Here is a 23,809-nt window from a genome sequence, read left to right as displayed (position 1 = left end):
TCCGGTCACGCCGAACGGCGTGGGATGAGTGCGAAGCGGTGGATGGCTGCGCCGAGCGCCATTGCAGCGGTGAAGAGCAGCGCGGGGGCAGGCTGGATCGCGAGCGCGGCGATGGCGGGGCCGGGGCACAGGCCGACAAGGCCCCAGCCTATGCCGAACAGGGCGGCACCGCCGAGGAGGCGCGCGTCGATCGGCGACGTGGCCGGCGTATGGAATTGCTCCGCGACGATCGGCGTAGAGCGTCCACGCACGATGAGCCAGGCTATCGCCATCGGCAGGATCGCTCCCGCCATGACGAATGCCAGGGTCGGGTCCCAGGCACCGGCGACGTCGAGAAACGCCCGTACCCGCGCAGGATCGATCATGCCGGACACGGCGAGGCCGGCGCCGAACAGCGTGCCGCTGACGAGCGAAAGAAGGCTCTGGCGCATCACGATACCACTCCCGCGAGACGCATGAGGGTCACGGTGGCGATGCCGGTCGCCATGAACGTGCCGGTCGCGACGATGGACCGCGGCGACAGGCGCGACAGGCCGCAGACGCCGTGACCGCTGGTGCACCCCGCGCCGAGCCGCGTCCCGATCCCGACGATCAGCCCGGCGACGGCGATCAGCCCGAGCGACGTCGGGAAGCGAGCTTCCACATTCACATTGGCTGCGGTCAGCGCCGCGCCCAGGGGCAGCCCCGCCGTGAAAAGCAAGGCCATCATCCAAGGCGCTCCCCCTTCAGAGAGAGCGAGGACACGCGCGAACATGCCGCTGACCCCGGCGATGCGGCCGTTGCCCAGCAACATGATCGCCGCAGCGAACCCGATCATCAGGCCGCCGATGAAGCCGGCAAGCGGCATGGCATGGGGAAATCCGGGCATCACAGCGTATCCAGTGGAATCTTGAGGTAGCGGGTGCCGTTGACTTCCGGCTCCGGCAGATGGCCGCCGCGCATATTGACCTGCACCGATGGCAGGATGAGCTTGGGCATCGACAAGGTGGCGTCCCGACTGGTGCGCATCGCGACGAAGTTGTCTTCGTCCACCCCCTCATGAACGTGGACGTTGCCGACGCGCTGCGCGCCCACGGTCGTCTCCCAGACATACCGGTCGCGCCCCGCAGCCTTGTAGTCGTGGCACAGGAACAGCCGCGTCTCGTCGGGCAACTGCATCAGTCGACGGATCGAGCGGAATAGCTGGCGCGCATCACCACCGGGGAAGTCTGCGCGTGCGGTGCCGTAGTCCGGCATGAACAGGGTATCGCCGGTGAAGACTGCGTCGCCGATGACATAGGCCATATCGGCGGGGGTGTGCCCCGGCACATGCAGCGCGATGGCCTCGATGTCGCCGATCGTAAAACGGTCGCCATCGTCGAACAGGTGGTCGAACTCGGAGCCGTCCCGTTCGAAGTCGGTGCCGGCGTTGAAAATCTTGCCGAAGACGTTCTGCACGCGAATGATGTCGCGGCCGATCGCGAGCTGACCGCCCAGCGCCTTTTGCAGATAGGGCGCCGCAGACAGGTGGTCGGCATGAGCATGGGTTTCGAGCAGCCAGTCGACCGAAAGGCCGTGCTCCCGCACATAAGCGATTACCGCATCCGCCGACGCCGTATTGGTGCGACCGGCCGCAGCGTCGAAGTTCAGGACACTGTCAACGATCGCCGCCTTTCGCGTGGCGGGGTCCCAGACGACGTAGGTCGCGGTGTTGGTCGGCTCGTCGAAGAACGAGTGAACGACCGGCGCTACCGCCGCCTTCGCACGTTCAATCTGCGCAACTGCCTCATTCAACGCCGATTCCACGATCGCCTCCAATTATTGATTTCATGGTTTATGTAGTTGTGTAATCCGCTTGCGTCAACGGGCTGCCCGTGCCATCTGAAAAGCATGGAAACGATGGATGCAGACGTACCGCGCTCGTTGCGCATCGGGGACGCGGCCCCGAATTTCACCGCCCGCACGACGCAGGGCGCGATGTCGCTCGATCAGTATCGTGGTCGTTGGGTCGTGTTCTTTTCGCACCCGGCTGATTTCACGCCGGTCTGCACCAGCGAGTTCGTGGCCCTGGCGAAGGCCGCACCGCAATTCGAGGAGCTCGACTGCGCCTTGCTCGGGCTGTCGGTTGACAGCCTGTATTCGCATGTCGCCTGGTTGCGCGCGATCAAGGATGTCTTCGGTGTAGAGGTGCCGTTCCCGGTCGTGGAAGACCCGTCGATGGCGGTGGGTTACGCCTATGGCATGCTTGACGAACAGGCCGGCGACGCCTCGGCCGTGCGCGCGACCTATTTCATCGATCCTGAGGGCATCATCCGTGCGCTCAACTGGTATCCGATGAACGTCGGGCGATCGGTCGACGAGATGCTCCGCACGGTGAGGGCATTGCAGCGATCGGCCGATGGGCAGGCCTATACGCCGGCCGACTGGCAGCCGGGTGACGACGTCCTGCTCCCGCCCGCCTTGCCGTGCAGCGCCGGTGCCGACTGGTTTCATCAGTTGAAGGCCGATCGATGACGGCGATCCATCAATCCCGCGCGATCGCCGATGCGGCGGTCGAAAAGCTGCGCGTGTTCGCTCAACCCCAGCGCCTCATGATCCTGTCCTATCTGCTGGGCGGTGAGCGGCAGGTTGCGGACATAGAGGCTGCGACCGGCGTGACCCAGCCGGCCCTCAGCCAGCAGCTTGCCGAGCTGCGCCGCGCCGAGCTGGTGAAGACGAGACGCGAGGCAAAGCAGGTCCATTACCGGCTCGCCGATGACGCAGCCGCAATGTGCGTGCGCACGCTCGAGGCGATATTCGGCGCCGATGATCTAGCCGTGCATGAGGCAGCGCCCGCTTCCCGACCGTCGCGAGCGCGCGGGGCGTCGGCTGCCACGCGGCCGCAAAATATAGGCGCAGCCGTATTTGCGAGGGTCGGATAATCATTCCGGTTTCGAAAGGACAAACCAGATGCGGCTTCCCGCTATCGCAGTTGCAGGATGCTTGGCCGTCATGAGCAGTGCCGGGTCAGCAGGCGTCACCGCGCAACAACCCGTGATTGCCGGCTATGGCAGGATCACGCCGGTAGAAGGCGCGGTTGAGCGGCCGGACCACTCGCTGCGATATCGTGTGCTGTTCAGTGTGACGAAGGCGGCGTCATCTCCCGACAAGGTCAATCCCTCGCTGGAGAAGGTCGCACGCTTCCTGAACCTGCTCGGGGCGGACGGCGTGCGGCCGGCACAGGGAGATGTGATCGTGATCGTCCACGGGCCGGCGACACCGATTATTGCCGATGATGAGGCATATGCGACGAAAACCGGTGCCACGACGAACCCCAATCTTGCCTTGATAGCGGCGCTAAGGCGGGCAGGCGTGTCCGTTCGAGTGTGCAGCCAGGCTTTAGTCGGGAATGGGATCGCTCCGGTCACGGTCGATAAGGCTATCGAAGTCGATGTCTCGGCTCTCACCACAATGGCGACATTGCAGATACGTGGTTGGGCGCTGATCCCTGACTGATCGTACCGAACTTCCTGTTTTATCATTCCAGTCCGTAACGCGGCCGGTGTCACAACCGTCTGGGCCTGTTGAAAAATGCCGGACATGCCGGGTTGCTCCTTCGTTTCACCCCTATCGAAAGGAGCGTCGCTATGATGGGACCAGCCTGTCGCAGTAAGCGGGAAGGGGCGTCCTTCCGCACCGTAGAAGCCATGTTGCCCACAGACCACCTGCTGCGTCGCGTCGATCGATGGCTCGACATCGGCGAGTTGAGACAGGCACTGGCCGGTCATTACAGCGCACGGGGAAGACCATCGATCGATCCCGAACTCCTCATCCGCATGACGCTGATCGGCCGCATCTTCGCGATCGCGTCCGAACGGCGGCTGTGTGAGGAGCTGCGCTACAATCTGGCCTATCGCTGGTTCTGCCGTCTCGCGCCGGGAGACAAGGTTCCGCACCACTCCACGTTCAGCAAGAACCGCCATGGTCGCTTCCGCGATGCCAACGTGTTCCGGATCCTGTTCGAGAGCACGGTGAGACGCTGCATCAGAGAAGGACTGATTGGCGGAAAAGACGCCGCGATCGATGCGTCGTTCATAGCGGCTGATGCGAGCTGGCAGCGCAAGACCGTTCCCGGCTACCTGCCGTATGTCGCCAACGCGTCGCGCGCGGTTAGGGAGTGGGTGCACGACACAGGAGATGCCGTCTTTGAAATGGCGCGGTCGAAAAGCTGCCAAGGCATCTCTCGAACGGACCCTGCCGCGGCCTGGTCGGCGCGAACGGTGCGTGGCCGGTTCGGCTACGCCTTGAATGCGCTGGTCGACACCCCGAGTGGCGTCGCGCTCGATGTCGAGGCGACACCAGCTCGCTTCGCGGAGGAAGTTGATGCGGGGCGCGTCATGCTCGAGCGGTCGGCCGATCGGTTTGATTATCGCCCCAAGCGGGTCGCGGCCGATAAAGCCTATGGCAGCGCGAACTTCCTCGGCTTCGTGCGGGATCACGGCGCAACCCCACACATCCCCGTGATCGACCGGACGCAGCAGACCAAGGGCAAGCTGCCGCGAACGGCCTTCAGCTATGATCGTGGCACCGACAGCTTTACCTGCCCGACCGGCAAGACGCTCCGGCACCATGCCTTCCATCCTCCCACCGGCGTACACCGTTACGCGGCGGATGTTCGGGATTGCGAGGCGTGCGTGCTTCGGAAGAAATGCACGACGTCGCGGCGTCGTACCCTGGTTCGACTGGACGATGAAGACGTTCGCGATCTTGCCAGAGCCGAAGTGGAAACCGGGCTCTACAAGCGGTCTATGCGGTTGCGGCGCGGGGTCGAACGGTTCTTCGCCGACGCCAAGGGCAAGCATGGCATGAGGCGGCTTCACCTGCGCGGCATCCGCGGAGCGGAAGAAGAGTTCCTGATCGGCGCGGCGGTAATGAACCTGATGATACTGGCGCGACCACGTCGGCTGATCGGCAAGCCGCGCAGAGGTGTCTGCGTTCCCGCAGCCCTCACCCCGGCCGCCATCTCGGCCCGGTCGATCGAACATGACGTGATCGTCTCGCCCGCTCGGCAATATGCCTGATCGCTGAAGCGCGGCGTGCTTCATCACGCGGCGCGCAGTCGTTCTTTGCGGTACGGCACACCGTCAAGCAGTGCCTGGCCCGGCGCCTTGGGCGTGCCGTCACCGTTCACGTACATATAGAGTGTCGTCGTCGTCATCCCGAGACGGCGCGCGACATCAGCTGCGATCGCGTTACGATCGGACATGGCGGCCATCGCCATCGCCAGCGTTGCCTTGTCCATCTTGCGGGGCCGCCCTCCCATGCGCCCCCGCGCGCGTGCCGCAGCAAGGCCGGCCTGTGTGCGCTCGGCGATAAGCTCGCGCTCGAACTCGGCGAAGGCGGCAAAGATGCCGAAAGCCAGGCGGCCGTTGGCGGTGGTGGTGTCAATCTGCGCGCCGGCGCCAGTCAGTACCTTCAACCCGATGCCGCGCTCACGCAGCGCCTCGGCGGTGATGACCAAATGCCTCAGGTCACGTCCGAGGCGATCCAGTTTCCAGAGCACCAGTGTATTGCCGGGCTGCAACGCCTTGAGACAGGCAGTCAGGCCAGGACGCGCATCATGACGACCCGACGCGAGATCCTCATAAATGCGTGAGGCATCGACGCCGGCGGATAGCAGCGCGTCGCGCTGCGGTGACAGCGTCTGCGATCCGTCAGCCTTGGATACCCTCACATATCCGATGAGCATCATCACCCCGCCAGAAAAGATATCTAACACCCTGCAATGTGCCGGTGGTTTCCGCAACGGGTATTCCGACCGCTAGGAAGCTTCGATGAGGCAAAAACCGCTACCGCCAGAAAACCGGTCGTTTTTCTGGCGATCTGGCATAGATCGCTGTCCTATTACTCGCTCGTTTCGGGAAGCTGTTTCCGCAAGAGGCAGCCTTTCGAAGCTGCCGCATACAGGCATCGTAGCTCACCCATGCAGCAGGAACGAAGATGAATGATCGATAACGATTGTATTCAGCAACACTAAAACACGGATCAGACATTAGAATAACAGCGGATCGCCCGCGAGGACAACTCCGATGGACAAAAGGTTAATTTCTGCCGTTATCATTTCCAGCGTTGCTGTTGCGGGCTTTGCAGCGGCTCCAGCCTCGGCGCAGGACTATTATGGCCGTGACGGCTATCGCCAGCAATATCAGGGCGATGGGTACGACTATGACCAGGACGCGCGCTATCAGAACCAACTGCGGCAACGCCAAATCCAACGCTCCGAGCGGCAGCGCCGCGCACAGTATCAGTATGACCAGCGTTACGCACGCAATGGCTACGAGAGCTATCAGTACGATCAGGGCCCGTATTACGCCGATCGCGGTGCCTATGCCGAGCGCCGCACCTACTATCAGGGTCAGCGCTGCCGTTCGGGCACCACTGGTACGATCGTCGGAGCGATTGCGGGTGCATTGCTTGGTCGCGAGATCGGACGTGGTGGCCCCTATGACCAACCGAGCACGACCGGCTTGATCCTCGGCGCTGGCGGCGGTGCGCTGGCCGGCCGGGCCATCGAACGCAGTGGCAATGACTGCCGCTGACAGTCGTTAGAGAGGAAGGCATCATGTTCAGCATTCGCAAGCTCGCGATGGCAGCGAGCATCGCTACCGCTTCGACGATCGCACTCGCCGCGCCGGCGTCGGCACAGACCTTCGGCGGCTTCAGCCTCAGCTTCGGCTCGGGCGGGTATGGCGGCCAAGACTACGATTACGACGACGATTACTCGTCCAACGGATACTACGCCTACCGCTCGCCCCAGTATCAGCCCTATTACCAATACCAGCAGCGGGACTATCGCTGGCAGGAATGGCAGCGGCGCCAGCAGTTGCAGCGCTGGCGTGCCGAGCAGCAGCGGCGGCTCTACTGGGAGCGCGTTCGTCGCGAGCGGGAACAGTGGCGCTACGACGACGACTATTGAGGCCAGACGATCGTTCGCACCCGGCGTTCAAATAGCGTCGGGTGCGCGTCGCTTCTTCGTTTGTCTAGCGGGTTGCTCGTCCGACGTCTTCCGCGTCCCATTCGGTGAGGTAGACGAGAGGTGGCCAGCAGGTGGTTATACCGGTAGGCTGGCCGTGGTGTTCTTGCAAGCCGCCTTACCATAAGGGCCTAATCTTCGGCGGAGATAAAAAGCTGTGCGCTGGCTGACACTCAGCGGCGATATTGACCAGTACTTTACACCGGCTGAAAAATCAATGCTTGTTGATTCACTTATTCTTTAATTGGACCCAGTATGGAGGCGTGGCCAGCTCGATACTGGGTCTTGGCTTATTTCAACAATCAGACTTTAAAATATTATATCAAATGATTCAACATAATTTATGTAGAAATCGTGAGTAAACTCTCTTACGAGTAAGAATCTCGCCGGTTGAACCGAGTAGACATGTTTTTTCTGGTCAGTGATTATCGGCATGATTCTCTGCCAAATTATTTCTCACAATGTCAAAATCGGTCAGCGTTCATCACCTTTGTCCAAGCCGCGGCGAAGTCGTTGACAAACTGCTGTTGCGACCCACGGGTTGCGTAGACTTCGCTAACCGCTCGAAGCTCGCTGGTGTAACCGAACGACAGATCGACCGGAGTCGCATACCAGCGGATCTGGCCGCCGTTGCGATCCTTGCCGACAAACCGGGTGTTGGTGGCGTCCATCGGGGCCCACGCCGTGTTCATGTCGAGCAGGTTGACAAAGAAGTCGTTGGTAAGCAGGCCGGGTCGCGTGGTCAGGACACCGGCACTCGACCCGCCGGCATTGGCGTTGAGCGCGCGCATACCACCGATCAGCACCGTCATTTCACTCGTGGTCAGACCCAGGGTGCTCGCTTTGTCTACCATCGCTTCGGGTGCGGTCAGACGCTGGCCGGGCAGGTAGTAGTTGCGGAAGCCATCAGCCTTCGGCTCCAGATAGTTGAAACTTTTGACGTCGGTCTGTTCCTGGCTCGCGTCAGTGCGTCCGGCCATAAAGGGGATCTTTACGGGTGTGCCAGCGTCCGCTGCCGCCTTCTCCACCGCGACGGAGCCGCCCAGCACGATCAGATCGGCCAGCGAGACCGGCCGGTCGCGGTGGCGCCCGTTATACTGATCCCGGATCGCCTCGAGTTTCGGCAGCACGACGGCTAGCTCCTGCGGATCGTTGACTGCCCACGTCCGTTCCGGCGCGAGCGCCAACCGTCCGCCGTTCGCACCCCCGCGCCAATCTGTATTGCGGAAACTCGCCGCGGCGGCCCATGCGGTACGTACCAGCTGAGGGACAGTCAGTCCTGATGCCATGATCTGTCGACCAAGGTCTGCCACGTCGCTGGTAGATAGCGTCTTGGTCGGGGCTGCGGGGACGGGATCCTGCCAGATAAAATCCTGCGCCGGCACCTCGTTGCCCAGATAGCGAGATTTCGGGCCAAGGTCGCGGTGGGTCAGCTTGAACCACACGTCGCCAAACTCGCTTTTGAACTGATCGGGATGCGCGCGATAGCGCTCGATCGTCGCGAGCCACGCCGGGTCGAGCTTCAGCGACACGTCCGTCGTCATCATCATCGGCGCATGGCGCTTCGTCTTGTCGAACGCGTCGGGCACCAGATTCTGTGCGCGCTTGTCGTCGGGTTCCCACTGCGTGCCGCCGCCGGGGCTCTTGGTCTTCACCCAGTTATATTTCAGCAGGTTCTCGTTGTAATTGTTAGTGAAATGCGTCGGGTCCTGCGACCACGCGCCCTCCAACGGCGAAGTAATAGCGTCCTTGCCCACCCCGGTCGCGCAGGTGCTGTGCCAGCCAAGGCCCTGTGATGCCATATCGGCCGCAGCAGGTTCCTTGCCTTGGCACGTTTTCTGATCGTGCGCGCTGTGCGCCTTTCCGATGGTATGTCCGCCCGCGATCAGCAGTGCCGTCTCGCGGTCGTCCATTCCCATGTTCGAGAACGTCTGGCGAATATCGTCGATCGCATGAACCGGATCGTGATCCTTCATGTGACCCTCGGGATTGACGTAGATCAGCCCCTGCGTGCTGTTTGCAAGCGGCTCGATGAGCTTGCCGTCCTTGTCGTATCGCGCGACCGTGAGCATCTCGCGTTCCGGACCCCAGAACATCTCTTCCGCGGCCCAGTCGTCGCGTCGCCCGCCACCGAATCCGATGACCTTGAAGCCCATCTGCTCAAGAGCGACATTTCCGGTCAGAACGATGAGATCGCCCCAGGACAGCGCCCGGCCGTACTTCTGCTTGATCGGCCAGAGCAGCCGTCGCGCTTTGTCGAGATTGGCGTTATCGGGCCAGCTCGATAGCGGTTCGAACCGCTGCTGCGCACCATCCTCGCCACCACGTCCATCAGCCGCACGATAGGTGCCGGCATTATGCCACGTCATGCGAATGAAGAAGGGCGCGTAGGTGCCGTAGTCGGCCGGCCACCATGGTTGCGACGTCGTCAGCAGCTTGGCAATGTCGGCCTTGACGGCCGTCAGATCGAGTTTCGAGAATTCAGCGGCGTAATCAAAATTTTGATAGGGGTTGCTGCGCTGTTCGTTACGACGGAGAGCCGTGAGGTCGAGCCGATCCGGCCACCACTCCTGGTTGGTCTTTCCCGTGACCCGATCTTCAGCGGTCTTTGGCGTAGGCGCTAGAGGCTTGGCCATCGGCGTCGGCTTCGTCAACGGCAACTGGGCGAGCGCCGGGGTTCCGATGGCCAGCAGCGGCAAACCAATGGATGTCATTGTTTTGAAAAATTTCGGCATCGCCATACCCTTTCGCTTCGGATTTTTTCCCGGCCTAACCCGGAGGATATTGAGGTGAAAGAGTTTGGGGGCACCGAGATTCTAAAATCGGGTTTAGTTTTGAATGCTTATGAGGATGAATGGCTGACCTAATCGTCACTAGTGCAAATAGCTGTTTCCTACTATCCAAAGCGGCTACAGCCAACGTTAGGTAACTGGAAGATCTACGTTTTCGCGATTAGACCTCTGTGGGCGGCTGGGTGGACGTCGAGAGTCTGTCAGGGAGTGCCCCCTACAGCGCTTGCAAGAGCCTGGATGACGGTACGCCTTCGCACGCGGAGCAGCATTGTAATTCCATCGACCCAAAATTAGTCGTCTGTCGAACCCAACCCGATTGACGTTGCCTCGGTGTAGGCATGGGAGACCACTATGCGCGCCTTGGCTCTGGCCGGCTCGGTTTTGATCGCAGCCACCCCCGCGGCTGCCCAGACGACGAATTCGATTACGCTCGATGCCTTGGTCCAGGATGTCATCGCGAACAATCCCGAGCGGCAATTCTATCAGCGGCAGATCGAAACCGCCGGCGTCGAGCGGAACGCGGCCGGACGCTGGGCCGATCCGGAGGCTGTGGTCGAGTTCGGCCAGCGGCGTGCGCAGAACCTCGCCAACAATGCGGTAACCGGTGAGGGACGGACATATGCCGTGTCGGTGGTCCAGCCGATCGAGTTCGGCGGCCGGATCGCATTGCGGCGTGCGATTGCCGATCGTCAGGTTTCACTCGCCCGTATCGGTTTGCAGCAATTCGACGCAACACTCGCCGCACGCGCCCGATCGATCGGCTATGGATTGTTTGCGGCAGACGAGAAGGCTGCCGCCGCGCGTGAGGTGGCGGGGCGGATGCGCACGCTCGCCCGTGTCATCGTTTCACGTGATCCCGCCGGTCCCTCGCCGCAGCTCGAGGCGGCATCGTTGGTTGCCAGCGCGATCAGCGCAGAGCGGTCAGCGGCGATGGCCGATGCCGAAGCGAACTCATTCCTTTACGAACTGAATCAGCTACGCGGAGCGCCCTTCGCTGCGCGTATTCGCATCGTTCGTCCGGATATGTCGCTCCCGGCACTTCCCGCGGGCCCGCTTCTGGCCGCGAACGCCGCGCAGAATAACTTCGAACTGAAGTCGCTGCGCGCCCAGTTCGAGCAGCAGGGACTGCGTGTCGATCTGGCGAAGAAAGCGCGTATCCCGATCATCAGCGTTGGCCCCTACTTCGACCGTGCGCGATCGGACATTCGCGAAACGAATTATGGCGTCCGCTTGTCGACCACACTCCCCTTGTGGAATCGGCAGGCGGGCGACGTCGCAATCGAGCAGGGTAGACAAGCGCAGGCTAATGCAACGCTGATCAACGCCGAGCGGCGAATTCAGCGCGACGTATTTGATCAAGCTGCTCAATATGAAGCGAAACGTGAGGCGCTGACGAAATGGGACGGCGAGAGCCCCAAGCGCTTCGCGGAAGCCGCTGCCGACGCTGACCGGAATTATCGGCTCGGCGCGATCCCACTGACGACGTACACCCAGATGCAGCAAAGCTACATGGACGCCGTAAACGCAGTGCTCGACACCCGACGTGAAGCGTTGGAAGCGCTTCTGCAGTTGCGCGCCCTCAATGGCGGGACGCAGCTCGCGCGATGAACAGTTGGCTCCGCTACGTCACCCACCACCGGCTCGCGGTCGCCCTGGTCACCGCGTTGGTCGCGACGATCGGTCTATGGTCGTTTGCGAACCTGCAGATCGATGCCATTCCCGACATCACGGGGGTCCAGGTCCAGATCAATACGCAGGTGCCGGCACTGGCCCCGGAGGAGATCGAGCGGCTGGTCACGCAGCCGATCGAGCGTGCGATGGGGGGGCAGCCCGGTCTTGACCAGACGCGATCACTGACGAAGACGGGCCTCAGTCAGGTCACGCTTCTCTACAAGGACGGGACCGACCAGCTGAAAGCGCGCCAGCTCGTTACGGAACGCCTGACCGCCGTCCAAAATCAGCTGCCGCCTGGCAGTACACCGCAGCTGGCGCCCATCACGACCGGTCTCGGGGAAATCTATTATTACACGCTTGAATGGCGCCGTCCCCCACCAGGGATGGACCAGCAGCGCCAGCTTATGGAGCTGTACGAGGCTCAGGAATATACCGTCCGCCCCATGATGCGTGCCGTCCCCGGCGTCGCTGACGTCAACACGAATGGCGGGTTGGAGGAACAGTTCGTCGTCCAGCCGGATCCGGTGCGGTTGACGATGCACGGTGTTACGGCGGGGGAGCTCGCGGCCGCTGTTTCAAAGAACGTCGAGAACGCTGGCGGCGGGATCATTCGCCGCGGTGCGGAACGTTTCACGGTTCGGACCGATGCGCGGGTGATGAACGCGACGCAGATTGGCGCCATCCCCGTGAAGTTTGCAGCCGGCGTACTTCCAATACAGGTACGCGACCTTGCCGATGTCGTGATTTCATCGGCCCCACGTCAGGGCGCGGCGACGCAAAACGGCCGCGAAACCGTCCTTGGCACAATCATGATGCTGGTCGGGCAGAACAGTCGCGAAACTGCTGTCGCCGTCGAACAGGCACTGCCCGGCATCCAGGCCGCGATTCCCAAGGGTATGGTGATCGATCGTCAATACAGCCGTGCCGACCTGGTCGAACGCACGATTTCTACTGTCGAGCACAATCTGGGTGAAGGTGCCCTTCTCGTTGCCGTTGTCCTGCTCCTGGTGTTGGGCAATTGGCGCGCGGCATTGATCGTGGCACTCGTCATTCCGCTCGCCTTCCTCGTCACCGTAACGGGTATGCGGACGATCGGCGTCTCAGGAAATCTGATGAGCCTCGGTGCGCTCGACTTCGGCCTGATCGTCGACGGGGCGATCGTGGTGGTCGAGAACAGCTTGCGCCTTCTCGCCGTTCGCCGGCGTGAAAAGGGTGAGGACCTTACCAGCGAAGAGCGTCGGGAGACGGTCGCACATGCTGCGCGCATGGTTGCCCGCCCGACGTTCTTCGGCATCGCCATCATCGCGCTGGTTTACGTCCCGGTGCTCAGCCTCGGTGGCGTCGAGGGCAAGCTGTTCCAGCCGATGGCTCAAGCGGTGATGCTGGCGATCGTTGCGGGGCTCGCCTGGACCTTCACGATTGTCCCGGCGCTATCGGCCTGGCTCCTGCGCGCGCCGGCAGGCAGCGATGATACGGAGCATCACAAGGGCTTCGTTGGCGTCGCCGAACGTGCCTACACGCCGGTTTTGGAACGCGCGCTCGGCCATCCCGCCCTGCTCGCCATCGGCGCGCTTGCGCTGCTCGCGGCGACCTTTCTCGTCTTCAAGACATTGGGCTCCCAATTCACTCCCAGGCTCGACGAGGGCGCGATCACGGCGATGGTGTACCGACCGGTCGGCATGTCGCTCGAACAGAGCCTGGCGATCGAGAAGCAGACCGAGATCGCTATCCGTCGCGCATATCCCCAGGTCACGCGTACCTTCTCGCGGATCGGCACCAGTGAGGTCGCGACCGATCCGATGCCGCCCGACCAGAACGACCTCTACATCTTCTACGGCCCGATGAAGGACTGGCCGACCGGCGACGGCATGCCCACAACGAAGCAGGAGCTTGTCGCCGGCATCCAGAAGGTGGCTCAGCAAGTCTACAAAGGCCAACACTTCGAGTTCGCCCAACCGATCGAGATGCGCTTCAACGAGATGCTGGAGGGCGTTCGAGCCGATGTGTCGGTCAAGGTCTTTGGCGACGATTACGACACGTTGGAAAAGGCAGCGACAAAGGCCAAGGCGATTCTTGAGAAGCTGCCTGGCACGGCAGGCGTCGCATTCGAAACGGCTGGCCGCCCGAAGAGCATCGTCGTTCAACTCGATCACGCAGCACTGTTGCGCCTCGGCCTTGGCACCCAGGCCGTAAACGAGGCGATACGGGACGCGCTGGCCGGAGCGGAAGTCGGCTTCATCCCTCATGGTCCTGCCCGCCACATGATCGTCATCCGTATGCCCGAGAGCCTGCGCGCTGATCCCTCGGCGATCCTGGCCTTGCCCTTGCGCGTCGGCGATTATGGGATGGTCCCCCTGTCTCGCGTTGCGCGCCTTCAGGAAACAAGGATCGTCGAGCCCATCCTCCACGACGACGCCAATCGTCGTGCCGCGTTGATGGTCAACCTGTCGACCAGCGATCTCGAAGGCTATGTCCAGAAGGCAAAGGCTGCGATTGACGGGCAGGTGAAGCTGCCTCCCGGTTACCGGATTGAGTTCGGCGGCCAGTATCATCAGTTGGAAGCAGCGCAGAAGCGTCTGTCGATTGTCGTCCCCGCCGCACTGATCCTGATCTTCGCGTTGGTCTACGCAGCGCTTGGCAGCGTCCGGGAGGCGGCAATTGTCTATACAGGAATACCGTTTGCGGTGACGGGCGGCGTGCTGGCCTTATGGCTTCGTGGCATGCCGTTCTCGATTACCGCTGCGATCGGTTTCATTGCGCTGTCGGGTATCGCAATGCTTAACGGCCTCGTCCTGATTGACCATATCAACAGCTTGCGTGATGGCCGGGAGGGCGATCCGCTACCTGTCGAGGACGCTGTTCGGCAGGGTGCGCACGACCGCTTGCGTCCCGTGCTGTCGACAGCACTCGTTGCCTCTGTCGGCTTCATTCCGATGGCAATAGCGACAGGGGCAGGTGCAGAAGTGCAGCGTCCGCTCGCTACCGTAGTCATCGGCGGCATCATCACTTCGACGATCCTGACGCTGCTGCTGCTCCCGAGCCTGTACGCCTGGATCGAGCATCACTCGACGAAGGCGGCTACCCCAGCATCTGAGTGATCGATCTGTGGTCGGTTCCGGGCGCTTCCACCTTACACCCTGTGGAGGCGCTCGGTCACGGCGAATGACGTAGGTGGCGATGAATTCAAATACTGGCCAGTTTTAGACCACGGTGCCGGTAAGAGCGCCGATCAGCGCTGTCATCCCCATGGCGAGGGCACCGAGCAAGACCACCCGGAGCATGGCTCGGCCAGCAGGGGCGCCTCCTGCCCTGGCACCGAGCGCGCCCAGCAGGGCGAGCAATACGAGCGCTGTTACCGGCACTACATAAAGGACGGCGCCATGCGGTGCTAGGGCTGCAAGCACCGGCAGGATGGCCCCTGCGGCGAACGCCAGTGCAGACGACACCGCTGCCTGCAGGGGCAGTGATTCGCCGTCATCGGCCAGGCCAAGCTCGTCACGGCGATGTGCTCCAAGCGCATCATGCGCCATCATCTGCTCCGCAACCCGATGAGCGAGGAGTGGTTCGACCCCCCGGCTCTCATAGATCGCCGCCAATTCCCGTGTTTCAGCCGCAGGTGACCGCTTCAGCTCAGCGGCTTCCCGTGCCAGATCGGCCTTTTCTGTATCCGCCTGTGAGCTCACCGAAACATATTCGCCGGCGGCCATTGCTAGAGCACCTCCGACCAGGGCCGCCACACCGGCGATAAGAACAGTGCTCGCAGAAGCACCGGGGGCTGCTGCGACACCGACAATGAGACTGGATACCGATATGATGCCGTCATTAGCGCCAAGTACCGCGGCGCGAAGCCAGCCGGTGCGGTGGACCAGATGATGTTCACCCGGAGCATGGTCGATGGCGTCGGTCGTCATTGGCTTTCCTAAAGTATCCTGGACCAAGTAGGCTGCCGGTTGGGCGGGAATTAGTTTGTATATGGCTCCGCCCGGCGGTTCATGGGTGGTATCGCTACGCTGGATGCGTTGCGACACGAACCTGACGAACACCTGACAAGGCAATGCCGCATATGATTTAGGAATCAGGCCTTGAGCTGAACTCGAAACAGAGCGCCACCACCTGCTGCGTTTTCAACGCTGACCGTTCCATTATGCGCTTCGGTCAACCGCTGCACAATGCCAAGGCCGAGGCCCGCTCCGTTAGAGCTGCGGCGATCCTTGCGCCAGAAGCGGTCGAAAACGTGAAGAAGGTCGACCTCCGCAATCCCCGGCCCGTAATCACGGACCGCCAGCTGTGGACCCGGTCCCGCGGTTACGTCGATGGGCGTCACGCCAGGCGCGTGTGACAGCGCGTTGTCGATCAGGTTGCGATAGATGCGGAAAATCGCTTCGGGATGTCCGATCGCCTGCGTGTCGCCTAAGCTCTCGAAACGTAGATCGCGCTGCGCGGCAAACACCTTTGGCGCCATCGCGGCCACGACGTCTCGGCCGATGTCGGCGAGGTCGATGGCAAGGTGGCCATCGACGGCCAGCGCGTCGGCCTGGGCAAGATCGAGCATCTGTTCGACAAGACGGGTCAAGTGCCGAGCATCCGCGTGCAGTTCGTCCCGCTGCTTGCCTGCGGGGAGCTGGTCGAGCGACAGCTGCATGATCGACAGCGGCGTGCGCAACTCGTGCGCGGCATTGGCAGTGAACTCCCGCAGGGTCGCCATCGCTGCATCGAGCCGGCCAAGCGCCCGGTTGACGGCACTGACGAGCGTATTGACCTCGCGCGGCTCACTCGGCTCTGAAAGGCGAAGCAGAGTGTTGTCGGGTTCCAGCGCATCCACTTCACGCTCGGCATGGCGAAGCGGCTGGAGTACTCGCCGAACGGCGAAGACGTTGAACAGTAGCAGCAACAGCGACAACGGGATCAGCGGTAGCAAAACGTGCTGAATGATCTCGTTCACGATCACCGGCACATAGGGACGGATGCCGTCGCCCTCGAACTGCATCGCCAGCCATCGCCGCTCGTTGCCACGATCGATCGCGCGGACGCCCGATATCCGATAGCCGTGAGGAGTCTGTTCGCGCCGCGTCCAGTCGACCAGGGTCGACGCACCGTCGATCCCGGCCTGACCCACCCGCCGGAGTTCGGGCGATCCCGGTTCGACATAGCGCGCGGACCAGGATTCGGCCCCCGGCGGCCCCGCCAGCAGATCCGGCGATAGAACCCCACCTGCCGGAGCCTTTGCGGCTTCGAGCGTCAGCAGTTCCTGCGCGAGAGATTCGGGCTGCCGACTGTAGGTGAAGACGACGATCCCGACGTCGAGCGCCGCGAATAGCAGCGTGAACGCCGCCAGACGCGCTGCGATCTGTCGGAACAGGGTCGGGGGCCGTCGCCTTGGCCGGACGGTGCCCGACCTACTCACCGGATACGCTCGGCGCAAAAAGTGCATAGCCGACGCCGTGCACGGTGCGGACCTGCACGTCCGCCCCGGCGGCGGTCAGTCGCTTGCGCAGCCGCGATACCGCTGCTTCCAGCGCATTGGGCGTTACCTCCGCATCCATCGCATATAGCGTATTCTCGAGTGCCGGCTTGGCGACGACGTGTCCGGCGCGGCGGAGCAGAACCTCAAGCAGGTTAATTTCACGCGGCGTCGCCTCGATCGCCGCGCCGCCCACCTCGGCCGACCGTGAGGCACAATCGAGTACGACGTTGCCCGCGGCGAGCTGAGTGCCGAGCGACGCCCCGGGCCGTCGCAGCAGGGCACGGCACCGTGCAGCGAGTTCGGGAATCTGGAACGGTTTCACCAGATAGTCGTCAGCGCCCGCGTCCAGTCCGGTCACGCGGTCGTCGAGGCCACCTCGCGCCGTTAGGACAAGGATCGGCGTCGCATTCTTGTCCCGACGGGAGCGGCGGACGATGTCCAGGCCGTCTCCGTCGGGCAGGCCAAGGTCGACCAGTAGCAGGTCATATGTCGCCACCTTCATCGCCAGCTCGGCGTCCTCGACGGTCTCGACCCAATCGACCGCGAAACCCTGCGGGATCAGACCGTCGCGAACCAGGCTACCGAGCCGGACGTTGTCTTCAATCAGCAGCAGGCGCATGGTCGATGTCGGTCCCCGTTGGTGCACGTTTGTAGCCAGTGACCATCGCCAGCGGCAGGTTTTCCCGGTGCCGTACGCTCTCGACGATCGCACCGATGACATGCAGGGCTACCGCGCCGATCAGAACATTGGCGGCAGTTTCGTGCAACGTCTCGACCCAGCCCACACCCCAGAATTGGTCGAGCCCCATCATCCATCCGCTGGTCCCCACCGTCGCCAGCAGGACAAGGAGGACGACGATCATCGCGCCCCCGGCCGGGTTGTGACCGATGTAGCGCGGCTCGCGCCGGGCAGCCATCGCGCGGAAATAGCGCAGCAGCCCGACTGGGCTGGGCACGAAGCTGGCGAACCGTGCGTGACGCCGGCCGATGATGCCCCAGATCAGCCGGACCGCCAGCGCCGTGACGACGACGTAGCCGACATAGATATGCGGCGTCTCCTCGTGCCGAAGGAACGTCAGGTTGGCGATGACACCTCCTGCCACGGTCCAGTGAAAGATGCGGACGATCGGGTCCCAGACCTTGACCCTGCCGCGGTTGCGAACAGGGTCTCGGGAAGGAGCCGCTGGAGCGACGTGGTTCATCGTCAGTCGACGTTGTTCTGAACGATCGCGCCGTTCACCGGGTTGAAATAGACCTCGGCGCGCTTGCCGTCCTTGGTGTGGGCGTAGATCTCGTAGCAGCTGCCCGACACCTGAAAGACCTTGACGTCGCGATAGCCCATCTTCGCGACGCGGCTTTTCATCTGTGCCGGCGTCATCCATTTGGCCTGTGGTGCCTTCGTGCAGACGGGTGCCGCCATCGCCATCGGCGCGGCTGCAATGGCGGCGAGAAAGCCTGCGACCTTCAGGGGGGCGAATCGGATCATCGAACGAGCTCCTGTCAGAGGCGGGATAGCCTCGATGACCGGAAGATCGCAGCAGCGCCTGACCGAATCCTGACAGCGCGGCGAGTATTTCCCACGTCTCGAAAAATGCGCTGGCCATCGGCCTGTCAGGTCGTCGTCAGGACCGGGTTCGATAGCGGGGCAGCCGCATTTCCGGCGGCAATGGAGTATCGACCATGATGAAGTCCTTGATCGTCGCTGCCGCCGGTGCCGCGACCATTTTCGCCGTCAGCGTGACCGCCGCGCCGTCGGAGCCGACCCGCCCGCTCGCCGCCAGCACGCGGGCGAACCTCGAGGCCGCGATGCATGGGGAGGCCTATGCCAACCTGAAGTATCTGCGGTACGCCGACCAGGCGCAGGCGGCGGGAAAACCCGAACTCGCCAAGCTCTTCCGCGCGTCAGCCAACGTCGAAGCCAACGAGCACTTCGATCGTGAAGCGCAAGCGCTGCGGCTCGGCAGCACCAACAATGTGAATCTCGAGGACGCCATGAAGGGTGAGCACTACGAGAATGTCACGATGTACGTGAATTTCGCCAAAGAGGCGGAGGCGGCCGGCGACACCAAGGTGGCGCAGATGTTCCGCCAGATCGCGGTCGACGAAGGCACACATTACGCGGCTTACAAGGCTGCCCTGGCAAAGCTCCCCCGTCGCTGAGCCAGCTGCAGTCGCCGGCCCGTCCATGCCCCTCGGCGGGCCGGCGCATCAAGTCGGGATCGTTAGATAGTATACTAGCACCCGCCCACCGAATAGAACTTGAGAGCGCATCCACTCTCTCAATCGCGTGGCATCAGTTCGAACGGGATATTTTCAACAGCCACGTCCGGTTGTGACACCGGCCACCTCCGGCAGCGTTCTCAACGCCGTACAGGTGTCGAAATTCTGTGTCAGAACCGGAGGATGGGCTTGGCTATGCGGAGATGTCCCGCGGTGACGGCCGGCATCACGCTCCGCAGCCTAGCGCGATGCCCGATGAGCGATGCAATCTAAACCAGCATGATCGGCAGGTGGAACACGTACAAAACTCAGCCGCCCTGCTCGGGCTTAATCGCCCTCGAGCGGTGGAGTGCGGTCACGCGCTTGACATGAGCGATGCTGCATCCGGCGAGCTCCGCAGTTTTCGCGATGCTCATGCCCGCCTCCCTCAAACTTACGATGCGTCGATGGTGGGCGATATCCGGCTTGCGGCCGATGTAACGCCCCGCCCTCTTCGCAACTTCGATGCCCTCGCGCTGCCGCTCGCGCCGCGTGTCGTAGTCGTCGCGCGCCGTCTGCAGCGCCACCCGCAGCAGCATGTCCTGCACCGCCTCCAGCACGATGCGCGCCACGCCCGCGCTGTCTGCCACCAGGTCGGACAGGTCCACGATCCCCGGCACTGCGAGGCGCGCCCCCCTGCCTCGGATCGTCTCCACCAGCAGCTCCGCCTCCGGCAGCGGCAGGCGGCTGATCCGATCGATCTTCTCGGCCACCACCACCTCGCCCGGCTGCAGGTCCGCCACCATGCGCAGGAGCTCCGGTCGGTCCGGCCGCGCGCCCGACGCCTTCTCCCGGTACACCGCCGCGACGTAGAAGCCGGCCGCCTTGGCGCCGGCCACGATGTTCTCCTGCCGCGTCAGGTCCTGATCGTCCGTGCTAACCCGCAGGTAGACGCGCGCTACCTTCACTCCGCTGCCTGCCACCTACTCATCACTCCTGCCCGGCGTTCTTGGGTATACTCAAATAAGCGACCGGCTAAATGGAACCCGACAAGCTCATCGGAGCCGAGAACGAAGTGTAATCTGGTGATTATTCGAGCCTGAACGGCATGACCGCCGGTTCAGGATAAGGATCATCGCTTTCGCTTTGTCGAACATCGGCTTGGGGCCGCGTTCAAGCTCCAAGAAATGGCAGGGTTGCAGCCGCGCACAGCGGGCAACAGACAAGCGTGTACAGCATGAAGCGCCGCCACCCGCACGCAGGTCGAGCGAACAGGATCGAGGCTATGGTGATGCGGGACATTGCTACTGATGCGTCTAACGGTGAGCCGCTGCCAAATCTTCGGGATGATGATGTCTGTACGAAGCGGCCAGCAATGGTCGCGCAGCCTCACCGATCAGCAGCAGCGTCGGATCGTCATCGGCGATCGTGCGGACCAGGAACGGCAGGGCAGCGAGCGTGCCGTGGATCAGTCGCTCGGTCGGCAACGACACGTCGACCGCGATCATCACGGGAGTTTCGGGCGCGCGTCCGGCCGCGATAAGGGCGTGCGCGATCTCCGGTGCGGCGACGCGCCCCATGTAAACGGCAATCGTTGCGTCGCCGGTAGCGAGAGCTGCCCAATCGTGCTCCAGCCGTTCACCGGCACGGGCATGGGCGGTGAGAAAGGTCAGCTTGCGCGCGAGCCCACGCAGAGTGAGCGAGGCAATGCCGCTTGCCGCGGCGGCGCTTGCGGCGGTGATGCCCGGGCAGATCCTTACCGGTATGCCATGGGCAGCGCACGCTTCGATTTCCTCGGTAGACCGGCCGAAGATCGACGGATCGCCGCCCTTGAGACGGACGACGCGCCGGCCGTCGTGCGCGGCGTGGACAATGAGCTCGTCGATGCTGGCCTGATCCCTGGAGTGGCGCCCGGCCCGCTTGCCGACGCTGACCAGCTCCGCCTGTGCCGCGATCGCTAGGATCCCGGAGCCCACCAACGCATCGTAGAAGACGATGTCTGCCTGGCTCATCAGCCGCTCCGCCTTGCGGGTGAGGAGGTCCGGGTCGCCGGGGCCAGCGCCGACGAGCCAGACCATGCCGCGTGGAAAGAGATCATCCATTGGCAGTTTTCCTCGATTGCGCGATCAACCGCGCGAGCGCCGGGCGGCAGGATCCGCAATTCATTCCCGCCCCGAGCGCAGCGCCGACGGCGGCCACGTCGACAAGGCCCTGTTCCGCGATGGCGGCGACGATCGTCTTCATGCCGACATCGAAGCAGACGCAAACGACAGCCCCACGGTCAGCCTGCAGGCCCGGCGCGCGACCGGCGAGGACCGCGGGGCCGTGGCTCATGTCCAGCTGGGCGATCAGCCAATCGCGCGGCGGAAGGTCGCCCGAGCGCGTCGTGAATAGGATTGTGGCCAGCCTGCCGTTGCGCAGGATCGCGACACGGCGCGTGCCGCGCGCGTGATCGATCGCCTCGATCCGCTCGCCCTTGGGCAACGCGCGTTCGAGGCGCGCGGCATCGCCGTTGCCGGCCACCTCCCACAACAAACCGCCGGGCACGCGGACCTTTGTCGCCCACAGGCATTTCGGCGCTTCGATGTCACCATGCACGATCAGAAAACCGCGCCATTCGGTCGCGACCGGCTCAATCCGCGCCGGCGTCGCCTTAAACCCGGGCTGGCCTGAATGCGGGTCGGTCAGCGGACGCGGGAGCAGCCCGGTGCGGCCGCCGGTCGCCTGCTGGTCGGTCCAGTGGATAGGCGTGAACAGTTCGCCCTGGCGCTGGGTATCGGCGGCCGCCACCCGGAACAGGCTGTTCCCTTGCGGCGTCGAAACACGGGCGAGACCGTGATCGGCGAGGCCGAGCGCCGTCGCATCCGCGGGATGAACCTCCACCAGCGGTTCCTCGCGATGACGGGCGAGCTTGGGACTGAGTCCGGTACGCGTCATGGTGTGCCACTGGTCACGATAGCGACCGGTATTGAGCGTCATCGGCCAGGAGACGAGCGGTGCCGCGACCGGCGCTTGCTTGACCGCGACCAGCCTAGCCCGTCCATCCGGCGTCGGAAAACGCCCGTCGGCAAACGGTTTTCCTCCCCAGCGGAACGGCTCCATCGCATCATAGGCGGCGTTGCCGATGGCGGTGTGCGGCTTCAGGTTCAGCACGCGCGCGCCCTCGTTCTGATAGGCGGTGAGCCGGGCATGCTCGCGCCAGATGTCGGCCGGGCGGCCGTAGGCGAACTCGCCGACCCAGCCCATGCGCTGCGCGATCTGCGAGACGATCCACCAGTCAGGCTTCGCTTCGCCCGGCAGCGGCAGCAGCCCGCGCTGGCGTGAGACGGTACGGTCCGAGTTGGTGACGGTGCCGTCCTTCTCGCCCCATGCCGCGGCCGGCAGGCGGACATGGGCGTGGACTGACGTATCAGTGGTCTCCATCACGTCCGAGACGACGACAAAGGGACACGCGGCCAGCGCCTCGCGCACCGCACCCGCGTCGGGCAGCGATACCGCCGGATTGGTGGCCATGATCCACAACGCCTTGATCCGCCCCTCGCCGACCGCGCGGAACAGATCGACCGCCTTCAGCCCGGGCCGGGTCGCCATCCGCGCCGCCGCCCAGAAGCGACCGACGCGAGCGACGTTCTCGGGTGCGAAATCCATGTGAGCGGCGAGCGTCGAGGCGAGCCCGCCCACTTCGCGACCGCCCATCGCGTTGGGCTGGCCGGTGATCGAGAACGGTGCCGCGCCCGGCTTGCCGATCCTGCCGGTGGCCAGATGGACGTTGACGATCGCGTTGACCTGGTCTGTCCCGCGGATCGACTGGTTGATCCCCTGACTGAACAGCGTGACGGTGCGCGGCGTGGCAGCGAAAAGCTCGTAGAAGCGGCGGAGATCGGCCGGCGGCACGTCGCAGGTGCGCGCGGTCGACCAGAGGTCGTTTCCCTCCCCCAGCGCAGCCCAGAAGTCGTCGGGGACCGCCACATGCGCCGAGAGATACGCCTCGTCGACGACGCCGGCTTCGCGGCACCAGGCGAGCAGCCCGTTCATCAGCTGGACATCGGTGCCCGGCCGGACCGGCAGGTGCAGGTCGGCGTCCTCGCAGGTTTCGGTCCTGCGCGGATCGATGACGACGATTCTGGTGCCGCGCGTGGCGCGGGCTGCCACGATCCGCTGATAGACGACGGGGTGGCACCAGGCCGTGTTCGATCCGACCAGCACGATCAGGTCGGCAGCATCGAGATCGTCGTAGCTCGCGGGCACGACATCCTCGCCGAAGGCACGGACGTACCCGGCCACCGCGCTCGACATGCACAGCCGGGAGTTTGTGTCGATGTTGGCCGAGCCGATGAATCCCTTCATCAGCTTGTTCGCGACGTAGTAATCTTCGGTGAGGAGCTGACCCGAAACGTAGAAGGCGACGCTGTCCGGCCCGTGACGCTCGATCGCATCGCGGAAGCGACCGGCGACGAGGTCCAGCGCCTTGTCCCAGGAGGCGCGGCGTTCACCGACCATCGGGTGAAGGAGGCGACCTTCGAGGCCGACCGTCTCGCCGAGGTGCGTGCCCTTGGAGCAGAGCCGACCGGCATTGGCCGGATGTGCCGGATCGCCCGCGATCGTGACCGTGCGCTCGCCCGTTCGGGAGGCGGCGATCCCGCAGCCGACGCCGCAATAGGCGCAGGTGGTGCGGACAGGATCGCTCAC

22 protein-coding genes are annotated in these 23,809 nt (G+C 63.5%); 9 read left to right on the top strand and 13 right to left on the bottom strand.

From position 1 onward, the window contains the following. Nucleotides 1–5: 5 nt before the first annotated feature. From SPHME3_RS0118720 to SPHME3_RS0118710, 3 genes are read right to left on the bottom strand one after another with little or no spacing between them, the layout of a single operon-like run. On the bottom strand, nucleotides 6–431 hold the full coding sequence (locus SPHME3_RS0118720; protein ID WP_018251195.1) for a DUF6691 family protein: 426 nt from the start codon (nucleotides 429–431) through the stop codon (nucleotides 6–8). Next, nucleotides 431–868: a YeeE/YedE family protein gene (locus tag SPHME3_RS0118715; protein ID WP_170172224.1), complete on the bottom strand. Its 438-nt coding sequence runs from the start codon at nucleotides 866–868 to the stop codon at nucleotides 431–433. The genes SPHME3_RS0118720 and SPHME3_RS0118715 overlap by 1 nt, the downstream gene beginning before the upstream one ends. After that, complete coding sequence (locus SPHME3_RS0118710) at nucleotides 868–1,773, bottom strand: MBL fold metallo-hydrolase (RefSeq protein WP_193568886.1); 906 nt, start codon at nucleotides 1,771–1,773, stop codon at nucleotides 868–870. The genes SPHME3_RS0118715 and SPHME3_RS0118710 overlap by 1 nt, the downstream gene beginning before the upstream one ends. A 96-nt stretch (nucleotides 1,774–1,869) precedes the next feature. On the opposite strand from SPHME3_RS0118710, the gene SPHME3_RS0118705 reads away from it, so the two are divergent. The 4 genes from SPHME3_RS0118705 (at nucleotide 1,870) to SPHME3_RS0118690 (ending at nucleotide 5,039) form a co-directional block, all read left to right on the top strand. Next, entirely contained in the window at nucleotides 1,870–2,493 is a 624-nt protein-coding gene (locus tag SPHME3_RS0118705) for a peroxiredoxin (protein WP_018251192.1), read from the top strand. Then, a complete protein-coding gene (locus tag SPHME3_RS0118700; RefSeq protein ID WP_018251191.1) occupies nucleotides 2,490–2,900 on the top strand; it encodes an ArsR/SmtB family transcription factor in 411 nt (136 codons plus the stop codon). Before SPHME3_RS0118705 ends, SPHME3_RS0118700 begins: the two co-directional genes overlap by 4 nt. 28 nt (nucleotides 2,901–2,928) lie before the next feature. Beyond that, nucleotides 2,929–3,474, top strand: a complete 546-nt coding sequence (locus tag SPHME3_RS0118695; RefSeq protein ID WP_101750168.1) for a DsrE family protein — start codon at nucleotides 2,929–2,931, stop codon at nucleotides 3,472–3,474. A gap of 131 nt (nucleotides 3,475–3,605) precedes the next feature. Continuing rightward, nucleotides 3,606–5,039 (top strand): transposase, encoded by a 1,434-nt coding sequence (locus tag SPHME3_RS0118690; RefSeq protein ID WP_231376780.1) that lies wholly within the window; start codon nucleotides 3,606–3,608, stop codon nucleotides 5,037–5,039. Nucleotides 5,040–5,062: 23 nt separating this feature from the next. Here the strand turns inward: SPHME3_RS0118690 and SPHME3_RS0118685 are convergent, their stop codons facing one another. Further along, nucleotides 5,063–5,707 carry a recombinase family protein gene (locus SPHME3_RS0118685; protein ID WP_037477107.1) on the bottom strand — a complete coding sequence of 215 codons (645 nt, stop codon included), beginning with the start codon at nucleotides 5,705–5,707 and terminating at the stop codon, nucleotides 5,063–5,065. A 340-nt stretch (nucleotides 5,708–6,047) separates the two neighbouring features. Between SPHME3_RS0118685 and SPHME3_RS0118680 the strand changes: the two genes are divergently transcribed. Together SPHME3_RS0118680 and SPHME3_RS0118675 are read left to right on the top strand one after the other, a co-directional pair. Beyond that, nucleotides 6,048–6,557: a hypothetical protein gene (locus SPHME3_RS0118680; protein WP_018251187.1), complete on the top strand. Its 510-nt coding sequence runs from the start codon at nucleotides 6,048–6,050 to the stop codon at nucleotides 6,555–6,557. A 23-nt stretch (nucleotides 6,558–6,580) separates the two neighbouring features. Then, entirely contained in the window at nucleotides 6,581–6,934 is a 354-nt protein-coding gene (locus tag SPHME3_RS0118675) for a hypothetical protein (RefSeq protein WP_018251186.1), read from the top strand. Nucleotides 6,935–7,455: 521 nt separating this feature from the next. Here SPHME3_RS0118675 and katG read toward each other — a convergent pair. Then, a complete protein-coding gene (gene katG, locus SPHME3_RS0118670; RefSeq protein WP_231376779.1) occupies nucleotides 7,456–9,726 on the bottom strand; it encodes a catalase/peroxidase HPI in 2,271 nt (756 codons plus the stop codon). A gap of 408 nt (nucleotides 9,727–10,134) precedes the next feature. On the opposite strand from katG, the gene SPHME3_RS0118665 reads away from it, so the two are divergent. Together SPHME3_RS0118665 and SPHME3_RS0118660 are read left to right on the top strand one after the other, a co-directional pair. Beyond that, a complete protein-coding gene (locus SPHME3_RS0118665; RefSeq protein ID WP_018251184.1) occupies nucleotides 10,135–11,391 on the top strand; it encodes a TolC family protein in 1,257 nt (418 codons plus the stop codon). Continuing rightward, nucleotides 11,388–14,555 carry an efflux RND transporter permease subunit gene (locus SPHME3_RS0118660; RefSeq protein WP_018251183.1) on the top strand — a complete coding sequence of 1,056 codons (3,168 nt, stop codon included), beginning with the start codon at nucleotides 11,388–11,390 and terminating at the stop codon, nucleotides 14,553–14,555. The genes SPHME3_RS0118665 and SPHME3_RS0118660 overlap by 4 nt, the downstream gene beginning before the upstream one ends. A gap of 102 nt (nucleotides 14,556–14,657) precedes the next feature. Here SPHME3_RS0118660 and SPHME3_RS0118655 read toward each other — a convergent pair whose 3' ends face one another. From SPHME3_RS0118655 to SPHME3_RS0118635, 5 genes are all read right to left on the bottom strand, one after another. Further along, entirely contained in the window at nucleotides 14,658–15,368 is a 711-nt protein-coding gene (locus tag SPHME3_RS0118655) for a VIT1/CCC1 transporter family protein (protein WP_018251182.1), read from the bottom strand. 164 nt (nucleotides 15,369–15,532) lie between these two features. After that, entirely contained in the window at nucleotides 15,533–16,888 is a 1,356-nt protein-coding gene (locus tag SPHME3_RS0118650) for a sensor histidine kinase (protein ID WP_043060762.1), read from the bottom strand. Next, nucleotides 16,854–17,540 carry a response regulator gene (locus SPHME3_RS0118645; RefSeq protein WP_026189132.1) on the bottom strand — a complete coding sequence of 229 codons (687 nt, stop codon included), beginning with the start codon at nucleotides 17,538–17,540 and terminating at the stop codon, nucleotides 16,854–16,856. The genes SPHME3_RS0118650 and SPHME3_RS0118645 overlap by 35 nt, the downstream gene beginning before the upstream one ends. Further along, nucleotides 17,521–18,123 (bottom strand): cytochrome b/b6 domain-containing protein, encoded by a 603-nt coding sequence (locus SPHME3_RS0118640; protein WP_043060773.1) that lies wholly within the window; start codon nucleotides 18,121–18,123, stop codon nucleotides 17,521–17,523. Before SPHME3_RS0118640 ends, SPHME3_RS0118645 begins: the two co-directional genes overlap by 20 nt. 2 nt (nucleotides 18,124–18,125) lie before the next feature. Beyond that, on the bottom strand, nucleotides 18,126–18,407 hold the full coding sequence (locus SPHME3_RS0118635; protein WP_018251178.1) for a PepSY domain-containing protein: 282 nt from the start codon (nucleotides 18,405–18,407) through the stop codon (nucleotides 18,126–18,128). Between the two features lie 194 nt (nucleotides 18,408–18,601). Here SPHME3_RS0118635 and SPHME3_RS0118630 point away from each other — a divergent pair, with 194 nt between their 5' ends. Beyond that, nucleotides 18,602–19,081: an acyl-ACP desaturase gene (locus SPHME3_RS0118630; RefSeq protein WP_043060760.1), complete on the top strand. Its 480-nt coding sequence runs from the start codon at nucleotides 18,602–18,604 to the stop codon at nucleotides 19,079–19,081. A 368-nt stretch (nucleotides 19,082–19,449) separates the two neighbouring features. Here the strand turns inward: SPHME3_RS0118630 and SPHME3_RS0118625 are convergent, their stop codons facing one another. From SPHME3_RS0118625 to SPHME3_RS0118615, 3 genes are all read right to left on the bottom strand, one after another. Further along, entirely contained in the window at nucleotides 19,450–20,088 is a 639-nt protein-coding gene (locus SPHME3_RS0118625; protein WP_018251176.1) for a recombinase family protein, read from the bottom strand. Between the two features lie 348 nt (nucleotides 20,089–20,436). Continuing rightward, nucleotides 20,437–21,222 carry a uroporphyrinogen-III C-methyltransferase gene (cobA, locus tag SPHME3_RS20330; RefSeq protein WP_018251175.1) on the bottom strand — a complete coding sequence of 262 codons (786 nt, stop codon included), beginning with the start codon at nucleotides 21,220–21,222 and terminating at the stop codon, nucleotides 20,437–20,439. Continuing rightward, the gene (locus SPHME3_RS0118615; protein WP_018251174.1) at nucleotides 21,215–23,809 is read right to left on the bottom strand and encodes a nitrate reductase; all 2,595 of its coding nucleotides are present in this window, start codon (nucleotides 23,807–23,809) and stop codon (nucleotides 21,215–21,217) included. The genes cobA and SPHME3_RS0118615 overlap by 8 nt, the downstream gene beginning before the upstream one ends.

Origin of the sequence: Sphingomonas melonis DAPP-PG 224, assembly GCF_000379045.1 — a bacterium.
In the GTDB taxonomy this organism is placed as follows: domain Bacteria; phylum Pseudomonadota; class Alphaproteobacteria; order Sphingomonadales; family Sphingomonadaceae; genus Sphingomonas; species Sphingomonas aquatilis.
The sequence above is the reverse complement of the archived record's forward strand: the minus strand, read 5'-3'. Positions and strand labels throughout refer to the sequence as shown.